This window comes from Fructobacillus sp. ESL1117, from assembly GCF_058508565.1.
This window is the reverse complement of sequence record NZ_CP196385.1, coordinates 811,654-825,000: the sequence shown is the minus strand read 5'-3', so window position 1 is coordinate 825,000 and position 13,347 is coordinate 811,654. Positions and strand designations below refer to the sequence as shown.

Sequence of the window (13,347 nt, the reverse complement as noted above, 5' to 3'; positions counted from 1 at the left end):
GATGGGGGTTCGATTCCCTCTATCCCTGCCATGGCGGTAGTGGTGAAGTGGTTAACACACTGGTTTGTGGATCCAGCATGCGAGGGTTCGATCCCCTTCTACCGCCCTAATAAAGTATTTATACTTTATATTGCCCTTGTGGCGGAATTGGCAGACGCGCTGGACTCAAAATCCAGTGGTGGCAACACCGTGTGGGTTCGACTCCCACCGAGGGCATCATGAAAAACCTGGACTTTCGTCCGGGTTTTTTCTTTGGACAAAAAACCGTTGAAACCTTGAATTTTCCCCATTTTTTAGGTATTCTTGTTAAGAGTAAACTAGGCAAAATAGGACCTGGTTTGGAGGATGATTTTGGACCAAGAAGCATTTGTAAAAAGCCTAAAGGAAGCTGGGTTAACATTGTCAGACCAGCAAATTGATCAGTTTGACCGGTATTTTTCCTTGTTAGTTGAGACGAATAAGGAATTTAATTTAACGGCCATTACGGACCTTGAAGAGGTTTATTTAAAGCATTTTTATGATTCGCTGACCTTGGCTTTTTACCAACCCGACTTAAAGGTCGCTGAACCAACATTGATTGATATTGGTTCTGGTGCCGGCTTCCCGGCAATTCCTTTAAAAATTGCTTTACCAAACCTAAAGGTGACGCTGATTGATTCTTTGAACAAACGGGTTAACTTTTTAAAAACAGTTGTTGCAGATCTCGGCTTAAAAAATGTAACGGTTTTGCATGGTCGTGCTGAGGACTTTGGTCAAGACCAACACATGCGTGAAAGTTTTGATTATGCCACGGCCAGGGCTGTTGCGCGCACTGCCGTTTTAGCTGAGTACACATTGCCGTTTGTTAAACTCGATGGACAACTTTTGGTGATGAAGGGGTCGGCTGGTGAAGACGAGTTGCAGGCCGGTCAAAAGGCTTTACAGACACTTGGTGGTCAATTCCAGGAAAGCTTCACTTTCACCTTACCAAATCAGGATCCACGAATGATTCAGATTATTGCTAAGGTACAAAAGACACCAAAGAAGTATCCAAGGCAGGCCGGTACTCCTAGCAAAAAGCCATTATAAAAGAAAAAGGAGCCAGCAGATGGCAAAGATTATTGCTTTAGCCAACCAAAAAGGTGGGGTTGGCAAGACAACAACAAGTATTAACCTGGGTGCTGCCTTGGCAAAAGCTGGTAAGCGGGTTTTGTTAGTTGATGCCGATCCACAGGGAAATGCAACCTCTGGTGTTGGTGTTGACAAATCAGAATTAGAGAATGATGTTTATGAAGTCTTGATTAATGGCGTTGCCGCTCAGGACGCTATTGTTGGTGCCGATACTTTGGATATTTTACCAACGACGATTCAGTTGTCAGAAAGTGAAGTACAGTTAGTTGATCTTCCACGACGAGAATTTCGCTTAAAGGATGCACTAGCACCATTGGCTGATCAGTATGACTATATTTTGATTGACAATCCGCCTTCATTAGGACTTTTGACGATTAACTCCTTCACAGCAGCCGATGCGGTTTTGATTCCAGTCCAAACGGAATTTTACGCTTTGGAGGGTTTGGGGCAATTGCTCAATACGATTGAACTTGTTCGTCAAGGTCTAAATCCTGATTTGGAAATGGCCGGTATCTTATTAACGATGTATGATACAAGAACAAATTTGGCAAGACAGGTGTCTGAGCAAGTACGCAAGTACTTTGAAGACCGGGTTTACCAAACGGTTATTCCGCGGACAGTTCGGTTGTCGGAAGCACCTTCGTACGGCCAGGCGATTATTGATTTTGACCCAAAGTCACTCGGTGCACGGGTGTATACCGAATTTGCTAAGGAGGTCATGGCGCAGTATGGTTAATAAAAGAGGTGGATTGGGTAAAAACATGGATTCGCTCTTTGGATCCAATGGTATTTCAAAAGAAGCTTTGGCCCATTCAAAAACAGTTAGCCGCAATCCGGAGGCAGGGGAGAAAGTTGTTTCGCTTCCCTTAGACCAAATTGAAGCCAACCCGTTTCAACCGCGGCTGCACTTTGATGAAGAATCGATCAAAGAGCTCGCTCAGTCAATTAAAGAAAATGGCCTGTTGACGCCGATTATTGTTCGTCAAAGCGGTGTTAAGTATCAAATTATTGCTGGGGAGCGTCGTTTCCGCGCAACTAAGACTTTGCCGGTGAAGGAAATTACCGCGATTGTTCGAGCAACCAATGACGATACCATGGCGACGTTGGCACTGATTGAAAACTTGCAACGCGATAACCTGGACCCGATTGAAGAATCACGGGCCTATGCCAACTTGATGGCCCAGTTGGATTTAAACCAAACCCAACTGGCTGAAAAGTTAGGAAAAGAACGGACAACGATTGCCAATGCTTTGCGCTTGTTAAGGTTACCCAATCAGGTTCAAGACTTGGTGCAAGCTGGTGAACTTTCCATGGGACAAGCCCGGGCCTTACTCGGTTTGGAAAAAGAAAGTCAGATGAATGCTGTTGTTCAAACGATCTTGAAAGAACAGTTGAATGTCCGCCAGGTTGAAACACTGGTCAAGAGAGTTAACGCCGGTGACCAAAAGCCTGCCAAAAAGGTTGAATCGCCATTTGCTAAGGATTTAGCAAATCGGTTAGAAGATAAATTTGGCACAAAGGTCAAGGTCAACACCGGTTCAAAGGGTGCAGGAAAGATTGAAATTGCTTATCTTTCAGAACAAGACCTGGCTCGAATCTTAAGTATTTTATCAATTGAGGTAGACTAAAATGGCGCAATCAATTGAATATGGTCTTGGTGACCTAGTTGAAATGAAGAAGCCCCATGCTTGCGGAACGAATGCTTGGGTGGTCAACCGACTTGGGGCCGATATTAAAATTACCTGTTCGAACTGTAACCGGACAATTATGTTAACCCGGTTTAACTTTGAAAAGCGCTTGAAAAAAGTCTTAAAAAAGGCCGAAGAAGATTGATTTTTACGGTTTAAGACGAAAGGATAAATAGACATGGCTTTAACAGCTGGAATCGTTGGACTACCTAATGTTGGTAAGTCAACACTTTTTAATGCAATTACAAAGGCTGGTGCAGAAATGGCAAATTACCCATTTGCCACCATTGAACCAAATGTTGGAATTGTCGAAGTGCCAGATGATCGCTTAGCGCGGATTCAAGAAATTGAACCGGCTGATAAGATTATTCCAACAACATTTGAATTTACCGACATTGCCGGTATCGTAAAGGGTGCTTCCAAAGGTGAAGGACTTGGAAACAAGTTTTTGGAAAACATTCGCCAAGTGAATGCTATTGTTCACGTTGTCCGTGCCTTTGATGACGATGAAATCATTCACGTTAATGGTAAAGTTGATCCACTTGATGATATTGACACCATTAATACTGAGTTGGTCCTAGCTGATTTGGAAGCAGTCGATAAGCGCTATGCGAAGGTTGCTCGTGCTGCGAAGGGATCCGATAAAGTTGCTAAGGCAGAAGCTGCTGTTTTGGAAAAGATTAAGCCTGTCTTGGAAGCTGGCAAGGCCGTGCGGACGGTTGATTTCTCAGAAGAAGAAGAAAAGGTCGTCAAGGGCTTATTCTTGTTGACATCAAAGCCAACGCTTTATGTTGCCAATATCGCAGAAGACGATATGGCGGATCCAACCAACTCGCCTTACTACCAAAAAATTAAGGATTTTGCTGATTTTGAAAAGGCTGAAGTAATTGCCTTGTCAGCCAATGCCGAAGAAGAGATTGCTCAGCTAGATGACGACGAAAAGGCCGATTATTTGGAATTAGCTGGTGTTCAAGAACCTGGTTTGAACAAGCTGATTCGCTCTGCTTACCACTTATTAGACTTGCGAACATTCTTTACTGCTGGTGGCAAAGAAACGCGGGCATGGACCTTTAAGGCCGGATACAAAGCTCCACAAGCTGCTGGTGTGATTCATTCGGACTTTGAGCGTGGATTCATCCGGGCAGAAACGATTGCCTTTGCTGATTTGGATGAATATGGGTCTGTTAAGGCCGTTAAAGAAGCTGGTAAGTTGCGATCAGAAGGAAAAGATTACGACGTTCAAGACGGCGATATTATCGAATTCCGTTTCAACGTATAATAAATTTAAAGGACGAAAGACAGTAAGATGACGCAAGTAGATCCCCAATTAAGCAAGAAAAACCAAGACTTTATTTTCCGATTTAAGAAGGGCTTGGCGGAAACTGACAAGCTCAGTAACGAACGCAAGGAAGAAATTGTGCAAACGATTTCTAAAAAGCTTTACGTCGGTCAAAAGGCAGGAAAAACAGCTGCGCAAATGTATGGCTCACCAGCTCAACTTTTGCAAGAGTATTTGAATCCCCGCCGCTTAGCTAAGAAGTTCCACGATTATTCCTTTACATTCTTGGCCACTGATACGGCCTTGGTCTTAGTGATGTTCTTGTCTGGTTTTTTCGCTATTACAATGAGTTTTGGCAAGAGTTCAAGCGAAAGCCAAGGAATCGGTGTTGTCTCAATGCTCTTGCTGTCATTCTGGGGTGGTGCGATTTATACCCTGGCAATGCAACGTTTGGTGCCTAATCCACAGGACAAGCATCCAAAGAAGAAAATGCCGACTTGGTTGTTACTGATTGTTGTTGCGATTTTGTGGGTCGCCGGCTTCACGGCCTTCTTCATGTTTATCCCGACAGTGGTTAATCCGATCTTGCCTCTCTTTGGTAATGTGTTGGTCTTGGCTTTGGCTTGGTTAGCTTACCTGTTGAACCGTAAGCATGCTGGATTGGAACACGGTGGTATTTTAGCTATCTCAAAGTTGTCTCAACAAGCACGGGTAGATGAGGCTAATCAAAAGGAGTAAGGGATGAAAATCTTAGTTGTCGACGACGATCAAGAAATTGCTGAATTATTAGAAATTTACTTGAAAAATGAAGGCTACGAACCCGTGATTGCACAAGATGGGAAAGAAGCCCTTTCAAAATTAAATACTAACCCGGATGTTGCTTTAATGGTCTTGGACATTATGATGCCCAATATGTCCGGCTTAGAAGTGTTAAAGGCTGTTCGGAAGGACACGCATATTCCAATTTTGATGCTTTCGGCTAAGTCTTCTGATATGGACAAGATTCAGGGACTGATTTCTGGAGCCGATGACTACGTAACAAAACCTTTTAACCCTTTGGAAGTGATGGCTCGGATTCGTTCGCTTTTACGGCGGTCTCAAAACATGGTCCAAGAGCAAAAGCCGGATGTTTTGTCGGTGGCCTCTTTGGTTATCAACAAGGATTCCCACGAAGTGAAGACCACAAGTGGTGATTTGGTTAATTTGACGGCCTTAGAATTTGGAATTTTATACCTCTTGGCTTCTCATCCAAACCGCGTGTTCTCTGCCGATGATATCTTCGAACGTGTTTGGCAACAAGAATCTGTTGTTTCTGCTAAGACAGTTATGGTGCATGTTTCTCATTTGCGCGATAAATTAGAAGAAGCAACCCATGGTGACCAGGTTATCCAGACTGTTTGGGGTGTTGGTTATAAGATTGAAGTGAGTTAATTATGGTCAAGAAAAGTACAATTCTGGCGCAAACCGTTTTGTCATTAATTTTGGCTACTTTGACCTCCGCTGGCCTTGCCTGGGTGTTGGTTTTTGACCTCTTACAAGACAAAATGAATTGGTCAGCTCGGCAAAGCTGGCCTTTTTTTTACATTGTGTGGCTATTGCTATTGGCTATTTGGTTAATTCATCTCTGGTGCCGCAGTCGGGAACGTTTGTTATTGCTCAACCTGGCGAAACGACTGTACACCCTTGCTAATCATCCTGATCTTAGTCACAAGTCGAATGGCCATGATGAGTCGGACTTGCCCGAAAACCAAGAACAACGTCAGTTACCAACCTATAGCAACCAAGCACGGCAACTCACGGCTTTAGTCGATCGAGTAGTGGCCGAGTTCAATTTGGCCCATGAGGAACAGTTAGCCGTTGAAAAATCGAAGGATGAGATGATGACGAATATCTCTCACGATTTGCGGACGCCACTAACAGCCATTATTGGTTACCTAGGTTTGGTGGTGACGCCAAATTCGCCTTTATCAGAAGAAGACCAGGCTAAGTATTTAAAGACGGCTTATTATAAGTCCAACCAGATGAAGACATTAGTTGAAGATCTCTTTGAGTTTGCCAAGTTGCAAACAACGCAGGTAAGTTTGAATATCACCGATTTCTCGCTTGGCGACCTCTTTGATCAGGTCCTTGCGAATTATGCCATGGAGGCGGAAAATCGGCACCTGCGCTTTGCAACTAATTTAGACCCAAGTGTGATTGTGATGGCTGGTGACTCGGATAAATTAGCCCGGGTTTTGATTAACTTGGTTGAAAACGCATTGAAATATGGTCAAGGTGCTAGTTTTATTAAATTAACTGGTCAAGTCAGGGAGGCTGGATTGGTGGAAATCAGGGTCATTAATGATGGTCCTGCTATACCTGCTCGTTCGGCTAATCATATTTTTGAGCGCTTTTACCGAGTGGAAGAATCGCGCAACAGCAAGACTGGTGGTACGGGCTTAGGGCTCGCAATCGTGAAGGGCATTATTGACCAGCACAACGGTCAAGTAAAAGTCGAATCAGATGAGACGGCCACGGCATTCGTCATGACCCTCCCACTGAAACAAGTGAAAGAAGAATAGAGTGATGAGTGAAAAGCCAATGTATCGGTTACACGCCGCTAATCGAAAGAAAAAACGTGGGCGGTTTTGGGCCATCCTAATGGCCGTTTTGGTCTTAGTGATAGCCATGATAGGGGCAGGCCTGTATTTCTTGGTACCAGATGATGTTAAATCGTCGATTCAAGCTACGAAAGACCAGCCGGTTAGTTTAAATGTTGATGCCACCTCAGCTGTGGTAATTGATTTAACATCAGGCCAAGTTTTGGGTGAAAAGGATGCCAATAAACAAGCACCGATTGCCTCTGAGAGTAAAATGTTGGTGGCTTACGGCGTCTTAAAAGCAATTGAAGATAACCAATTGAAGTGGACTGACCAGGTAACCGTGCCGGCTAGTGCCGATCTTTCAGCACAAAATGTAGATGCTATTTCCCATTTGAACATGAAGACGGGTGATAAGCTTTCAGTACGCGACCTCTATTGGGCAATGTTTACTAATTCTGCCAATGATGCTGCGCTGACCTTAACGGCTGCCTTGACCAAGCCAGGACAAACGGCACAAGAAACGCTTGAATCCTTGGCAAGTGACCTGAATTTAAAGGGAACTGAATGGTATAACGGTGCTGGTTTGACAAATGGTGACTCTTATAACAATAACGAAGTTACTTCCGCATCTGATTCAGCTGCAAACCATGCATCAGCGATGCAGGTTGCTCAAATTGCTAAGAAGATTATGACAATGGATCCGACCTTAAAAACTGTGACGACCAATCCAACGATAACTTACACAAAAAACAAGACCGTCAAGGTGACGGAGACGTCTGATTTTGGTCAAGGATTTGCCAACATTATCAAAGGCTTGGATAATGAAAACGGCTTGAAAATACTTGGGTTAAAGACGGGTTCGACACCAGAAGCGGGGGCTTGTTTTACGGGTTATGTCGTTGACCAACAGGGACATGAGTTCTTGACGGTTGTGAACAATGCTGCCGATTACACGGATACAAAGCAACGGTTCCAAACGACCATTGATATGGTTAACCAGGTCTTGGCTAAAAAGAAAGCGTATACTTTTACGGCAGGTAAGCAACTGACAAACCACAAGACTGTTGGTGTTGATCATGAGGATCAAACAGTTGCCGTACAAGTAGCAGCAAGCAAGACCTACTGGACAAGTTTGAAAAAATCATTAAAGATACAGCCATTGAAAGACTTGAAGTCTCGCCCCGATGAAAAGAGTACCAACGTGGTGACCTATGCTAAGCCGGAATTGAAGGCGACCTTCCTGCCAGGCCTTGCTGACACGGATAAAGAAATTCCCTTACAGGTTTTGACGGCAACAGCTCAGAAATAGTTTAAAAAATTTGACTAATTTTTAGTCACAGCGTTAACTTTACCGTAAAGGGTGCTATAATAAAAATAGTGAAAGCGTTTACTTTCCGAACAGAAAGGGGTATTCTTCATGGCAGCAATTCATTTTGATTCGAACGGTTTAGAGAATTTCATTGCAGACAACGAGTTGGATGAAATTAAGGATCAGGTCCGCTTTGCGCATCAGACATTGGTGAACAAGACTGGCGCGGGAGCTGACTTTACTGATTGGTTCCACTGGGCTTCGAGCCAAGACCAAGCTAGCTTGGCACCGATTCATCAGGCGGCGGACGCGATTAAAAAGAATTCTAAAGTTTTGGTAGTGATTGGAATTGGTGGTTCTTATTTGGGATCACGAATGGCAATCGACTTTTTGAAGTCACCCTGGCATAACGAATTAGTTCAGGGCGATGAGGTCAAGGTTTACTTTGCCGGTAATGCGATGTCGCCAATGGCCTTAGATGAATTGGACCGGGTAATCGGTGACCAAGATTTCTCTGTTAACGTGATTTCAAAATCAGGAACCACGACGGAGCCAGCTGTTGCCTTCCGGTTCTTTAAGCAACGCTTGGTAGCTAAGTACGGTGAAGAAGGTGCCAAAAAACGTATCGTGGCAACGACAGATGCCAAAAAGGGTGCTTTAAAGAACGAGGCCACTGCCGAAGGGTACCAAACATTGGTCATTCCTGATGGCATTGGTGGTCGATTCTCTGTTTTGTCAGCTGTTGGTTTGTTGCCGATGGCAGTTGCCGGAGTTAATATTGAAAATGTTTTGGCTGGTGCAGCAGCAGCTGAAAAGACGTATAGCAGTGACGATGTCCATGACAACCCAGCCTTAGCCTATGCCGCTTACCGCCGAATTCTTTACGATAAGGGTTATACAACTGAAATTTTGGCTAACTGGGAACCATCGCTGCAATACTTGTCAGAGTGGTGGAAGCAGTTGATGGGTGAATCAGAAGGAAAGAACCAAAAGGGCATTTATCCTTCATCGGCGAATTACTCGACTGATTTGCATTCTCTTGGTCAATATATTCAAGAAGGTCGTCGTGATCTCTTTGAGACAGTTGTTCGTATTGACCATTCAAAGCATGATTTGCCAATCCCAAAGACTGGTAATAATGAAGATGGCTTGCTTTATTTGGAAGGAAAGTCATTGGAAGAAGTGAATAAGACTGCTGCGACTGGCGTTGTCTTGGCCCATGTGGATGGCGGTGTACCAAACTTAGCCGTTTTTTTGGATCGTCAAGATGAAGCTGGTTTGGGTGAATTGATTTACTTCTTTGAATTAGCTGTAGGTGTTTCAGGCTACCTCTTTAACATCAACCCATTCAACCAACCTGGTGTTGAAGCCTATAAGACGGCGATGTTTGCCCTTTTGGACAAGCCGGGCTATGAAGAACAAAGTCAGGTTTACCACGACCGGTTAAAGTAAGACAAAATAAAAACTAGAAACCAAATTTGCATGTGATGCGACTGGGTTTCTAGTTTTTTTGTCTAATGAGCACAGAGCTAAAAAATCGTTATTAGCTGATTTTGCAGAGACTGCTTTGTTGGCAGTTAGACAGCAAAGAATTGGTGGATGGCCTCAACCGTCTTGTCAGAACCAACGAAGTAGATAGTATCACCAGGCATGATATTGGCATAGGGGCCGGGAGACAAGGTAATTTCATCTTCGTGAAGAATGGCAATAATCGTCGCTCCGGTATTTTGCCAAATATTCAAAGACCCGATCGATTGGTTGAGCATCGGTGAATCGACCTCGGGAATAAATTCGTAAGGGGACATGGGATTATTCTTGCGCACACGTTGGGTTTGATCCAACAGGAGTGAAAAACCTTCCTCTAAATTAGCTAGGTCCTCTTTTTGCTTGGCGATTAAGCTTTTAATTTCGCTGTGAGTAGTTTGTAGATCGCGACTCTCTTTGGCTTGATTGAGAAATTCGTGGGCCTTTTCCCGAGAAAGAACTTCGACGCCAGAACCGTGAACAGGCTTGACGATATCGAGATCGGCTAGCACGGAAATTGCCTTGCGGGCGGTTTCAGCGGAAACGCCAAAGGTTGCGGCCAAGGTTGACCGAGCATGGAGCTTTTCGCCAACGAGAAATTGTTTATTAACGATGTGCTCAGCAATTTCCTGAGCGATTTTGTGATAACGGGGTTCTTTAACTTTCGGCATAACCGGTGTCCTTTAAAAGAATTAGTGAATAAATATTCTAATTTGACAAAAGTGACCACTAGTGTATGATAATAGAGTGGTCACTATTGACCACCGCTTAAATCCACAACGGTGGTCACTTATTTAGTTTATTTTAAATGAGCAGGATAGTCAACTAATAGGAGGGTTTATGCCAAAAGTTCAGATTAAGCATTTAACCAAAATCTTTGGAAAGCGTCAAAAGGCTGCTTTGAAGATGGTTGAAGAAAATAAATCTAAGAACGAAATCTTTGAAAAGACTGGCTCAACGGTTGGTGTTTACGACATTAACCTTGATGTCAATGAGGGCGAAATCTTCGTCATCATGGGGTTGTCAGGTTCTGGAAAGTCGACGTTAATTCGTTTGCTCAATCGCCTGATTGAACCAACCAGTGGGGAAATCTTTTTGGATGGGAAAAACATTACCCATTACAACAAGAAAGAGATGCTTGATATTCGACGGAAGAAAATGTCGATGGTCTTCCAGAATTTTGCCTTATTCCCACACCGAACCATTCTGGAAAATACAGAATTTGGTTTGGAAATCCAAGGTGTGCCAGCAGCGGAACGGCGCGAACGTGCCGAAAAGGCCTTGGAAAATTCGAAACTTTTGTCCTTTGAGGACCAATATCCTTCACAGCTTTCAGGAGGGATGCAACAGCGAGTTGGCTTGTCACGGGCATTAACGAATGACCCTGACATTCTCTTGATGGATGAAGCCTTTTCTGCCTTGGATCCATTGGTTCGTCACGAAATGCAAGATGAGCTCTTAGACTTGCAGGCAACGGTGAAGAAAACCATTATTTTTATTACCCACGATTTGAACGAGGCTTTGCGTTTGGGTGACCGAATTGCCATCATGAAGGATGGTCAGTTACAACAAATCGGTACTGGAGAAGAAATTTTGACTAATCCAGCAAACGATTATGTTGAAAACTTCGTTGAAGATGTTGATCGTTCAAAGGTTTTGAATGCAGAATCCATCATGATTCCTGGCTTAACAATCAACGCTGATACGGATGGACCAAACGTTGCCTTACACCGGATGTCAGAAGAAGAAGTTTCTGGCTTGGTTGCCGTCGATGGTAACCGAAAGTTTGTTGGGTACGTGACATCTGACGCGGCCGTGAATGCTCGTCGTGAAAAGTTGACTCTGCGTGACGTGATCACAGCAATGCCAACAGTAACGCCTGACACGGTTGTTTCAGACATTATGCCAATCATTTATGACGCCCACACGCCAGTGGCCGTCGTTGATGAAAATCAGAAGCTTCACGGTATTATCATTCGTGGTGCCGTGATTGAAGCGTTAGCCCAAACGGAAGGAGACAATAATGATTAATTTATTATCAGTTGCCAAACTCCCAATTGACTCCTGGGTAACCGATGGGGTTAACTGGTTAACAAAGAATCTGTCTGGATTTTTTACAGCGATTCAAAATAGTGGTTCCACTACGATGGATGGCATTACGAATTTCTTAACAGCGATTCCAATGCCAATCTTCATCATTGCCTTGGCATTGATTTCATGGCTGTTGACGCCTAAGAAATATGGTCAACCACTCTTTATCTTGATTGGTTTGGCCTTGGTAGCTAACCAAGGATTATGGTCTGACTTGATGCAGACTTTGACACTGGTCTTGATGGCCTCGGTTGTCTCTTTGGTTATTGGAATCCCAATGGGGATTTGGACGGCTAAGTCGCCAAAGGCCTACATGGTGATTAAGCCGATCTTGGACTTTATGCAGACCATGCCTGCCTTTGTTTATTTGATTCCAGCCGTTGCCTTCTTTGGTATTGGTGTTGTGCCTGGGGCCTTTGCCTCTGTTATCTTCGCCTTGCCACCAGTTGTGAACTTCACTTATCTTGGGTTGCAACAGGTGCCAACTGATTTGGTTGAAGCCGCTGACTCATTTGGGGCAACGACTTGGCAAAAGTTGTTCAAGTTGGAATTACCAAATGCGAAGAACACGATTATTGCTGGTGCTAAGCAAACGATTATGCTGGCTCTGTCAATGGTTGTAACGGCTTCTATGATTGGGGCACCAGGACTTGGTCGTGGTGTCTTGTCAGCTGTTCAACACGCCGACGTTGGTTCGGGATTTGTTAATGGAATCGCCTTGGTGATTTTGGCTATTATCATTGATCGCTTTGTTCAGCGTCTGAACACAGAGCCCGTCTCTGCACCAAAGTTGCCAAAGTGGCGTAAGTTGGCTACTTGGGCAATGTTGGCCGTGATTGCTATCGCCGGTATTGCTGGTAGCATCACTGCTCACCAAGCTTCAGGCAAGAAAGTCAATATTGGTTATGTTGAATGGGATTCTGAAGTGGCCTCAACGAATGTTTTGGCTGAAGCAATGCGTCAGCACGGCTATGATGTGACGATTACCCCACTTGATAACGCCGTGAACTGGCAATCAGTTGCTAATAAGCAAACCGATGCTACGGTTTCAGCTTGGTTACCAAATACTCACAAGGCTTTGTACGCTAAGTATAAGAATGATGTCGATTTGCTTGGCCCTAATTTGAAGGGGGTTAAGTTAGGTTTGGTTGTGCCAGATTATATGGATGTCAACTCAATTGCTGATTTGACCAACCAAGCAAACAAGACCATTACGGGGATTGAACCTGGTGCCGGTGTGATGGCTGCCGCACAAAAGACGATTGATTCTTATGGTAACCTTTCTGGTTGGAATTTGCAGGCATCATCATCTGGTGCAATGGTTTCAGCATTGGATAAGGCTTATAAGGCTAAGCAACCAATTGTCTTGACTGGTTGGTCACCACATTGGATGTTCAACAAGTACAAGTTGAAGTACCTGGCTGATCCAAAGGGAACAATGGGATCACAAGAAACAATTAATACTGTTGTTCGTAAAAACTTGAAGCAGACGAACCCTGATGTCTACAAGGTGATGAAGAACTTCCACTGGACACAAGATGACATGCAGACGGTTATGCTTGATATCCAAAACGGTAAAACGCCTACAAAGGCTGCCGACGATTGGATTAGTAAGCACAAGTCTCAAGTGAACGCTTGGTTTAAGTAACAATTTGAATCAGGTTCGCCATCGTTTTGATGGTTAATTAAAAGCGACCCAAGCAATTTGATTGCTTGGATCGCTTTTTGATTTGGGTTATTATCGGTAAGCCTGGAAGGAGCTGG

General features: G+C 44.0%; 13 protein-coding genes and 3 tRNA genes (1 of these 16 only partly in view). 15 read left to right on the top strand and 1 reads right to left on the bottom strand.

The window, feature by feature from the left end:
• The 13 genes from ACSYSH_RS03545 to ACSYSH_RS03485 all read left to right on the top strand — a co-directional run.
• A tRNA-Trp gene (locus tag ACSYSH_RS03545) sits at positions 1-31 on the top strand; it begins 43 nt to the left of the window's first position.
• A 2-nt stretch (positions 32-33) separates the two neighbouring features.
• Positions 34-106, top strand: a tRNA-His gene (locus ACSYSH_RS03540).
• A gap of 26 nt (positions 107-132) precedes the next feature.
• Positions 133-216 (top strand) — tRNA-Leu (locus tag ACSYSH_RS03535).
• Positions 217-351: 135 nt separating this feature from the next.
• Positions 352-1,068, top strand: a complete 717-nt coding sequence (gene rsmG / locus ACSYSH_RS03530; RefSeq protein WP_489816024.1) for a 16S rRNA (guanine(527)-N(7))-methyltransferase RsmG — start codon at positions 352-354, stop codon at positions 1,066-1,068.
• A 19-nt stretch (positions 1,069-1,087) separates the two neighbouring features.
• On the top strand, positions 1,088-1,846 hold the full coding sequence (locus tag ACSYSH_RS03525; RefSeq protein WP_252773535.1) for a ParA family protein: 759 nt from the start codon (positions 1,088-1,090) through the stop codon (positions 1,844-1,846).
• The gene (locus ACSYSH_RS03520; RefSeq protein WP_491702365.1) at positions 1,839-2,738 is read left to right on the top strand and encodes a ParB/RepB/Spo0J family partition protein; all 900 of its coding nucleotides are present in this window, start codon (positions 1,839-1,841) and stop codon (positions 2,736-2,738) included. The genes ACSYSH_RS03525 and ACSYSH_RS03520 overlap by 8 nt, the downstream gene beginning before the upstream one ends.
• Position 2,739: 1 nt before the next feature.
• A complete protein-coding gene (locus ACSYSH_RS03515; protein WP_047975534.1) occupies positions 2,740-2,943 on the top strand; it encodes a DUF951 domain-containing protein in 204 nt (67 codons plus the stop codon).
• Positions 2,944-2,976: 33 nt separating this feature from the next.
• Positions 2,977-4,077, top strand: coding sequence for a redox-regulated ATPase YchF (gene ychF / locus ACSYSH_RS03510; RefSeq protein ID WP_491702366.1), 1,101 nt, complete (start codon positions 2,977-2,979; stop codon positions 4,075-4,077).
• 27 nt (positions 4,078-4,104) lie between these two features.
• Positions 4,105-4,815 carry a DUF1129 family protein gene (locus ACSYSH_RS03505; RefSeq protein ID WP_491702367.1) on the top strand — a complete coding sequence of 237 codons (711 nt, stop codon included), beginning with the start codon at positions 4,105-4,107 and terminating at the stop codon, positions 4,813-4,815.
• Positions 4,816-4,818: 3 nt separating this feature from the next.
• Positions 4,819-5,508 carry a response regulator transcription factor gene (locus ACSYSH_RS03500; protein ID WP_047975531.1) on the top strand — a complete coding sequence of 230 codons (690 nt, stop codon included), beginning with the start codon at positions 4,819-4,821 and terminating at the stop codon, positions 5,506-5,508.
• A 2-nt stretch (positions 5,509-5,510) separates the two neighbouring features.
• Positions 5,511-6,638, top strand: a complete 1,128-nt coding sequence (locus ACSYSH_RS03495) for a sensor histidine kinase (RefSeq protein WP_491702368.1) — start codon at positions 5,511-5,513, stop codon at positions 6,636-6,638.
• Between the two features lie 4 nt (positions 6,639-6,642).
• On the top strand, positions 6,643-7,968 hold the full coding sequence (locus tag ACSYSH_RS03490; RefSeq protein WP_491702369.1) for a D-alanyl-D-alanine carboxypeptidase family protein: 1,326 nt from the start codon (positions 6,643-6,645) through the stop codon (positions 7,966-7,968).
• Positions 7,969-8,076: 108 nt separating this feature from the next.
• Entirely contained in the window at positions 8,077-9,420 is a 1,344-nt protein-coding gene (locus ACSYSH_RS03485) for a glucose-6-phosphate isomerase (protein ID WP_252773541.1), read from the top strand.
• 125 nt (positions 9,421-9,545) lie between these two features.
• On the opposite strand, the gene ACSYSH_RS03480 is transcribed toward ACSYSH_RS03485, so the two are convergent.
• Complete coding sequence (locus ACSYSH_RS03480) at positions 9,546-10,163, bottom strand: GntR family transcriptional regulator (RefSeq protein ID WP_491702370.1); 618 nt, start codon at positions 10,161-10,163, stop codon at positions 9,546-9,548.
• A gap of 169 nt (positions 10,164-10,332) precedes the next feature.
• Between ACSYSH_RS03480 and ACSYSH_RS03475 the strand changes: the two genes are divergently transcribed.
• Entirely contained in the window at positions 10,333-11,523 is a 1,191-nt protein-coding gene (locus ACSYSH_RS03475; RefSeq protein WP_489816021.1) for a quaternary amine ABC transporter ATP-binding protein, read from the top strand.
• Positions 11,516-13,231: an ABC transporter permease/substrate binding protein gene (locus ACSYSH_RS03470; RefSeq protein ID WP_489816020.1), complete on the top strand. Its 1,716-nt coding sequence runs from the start codon at positions 11,516-11,518 to the stop codon at positions 13,229-13,231. Before ACSYSH_RS03475 ends, ACSYSH_RS03470 begins: the two co-directional genes overlap by 8 nt.
• Positions 13,232-13,347: the final 116 nt, after the last annotated feature.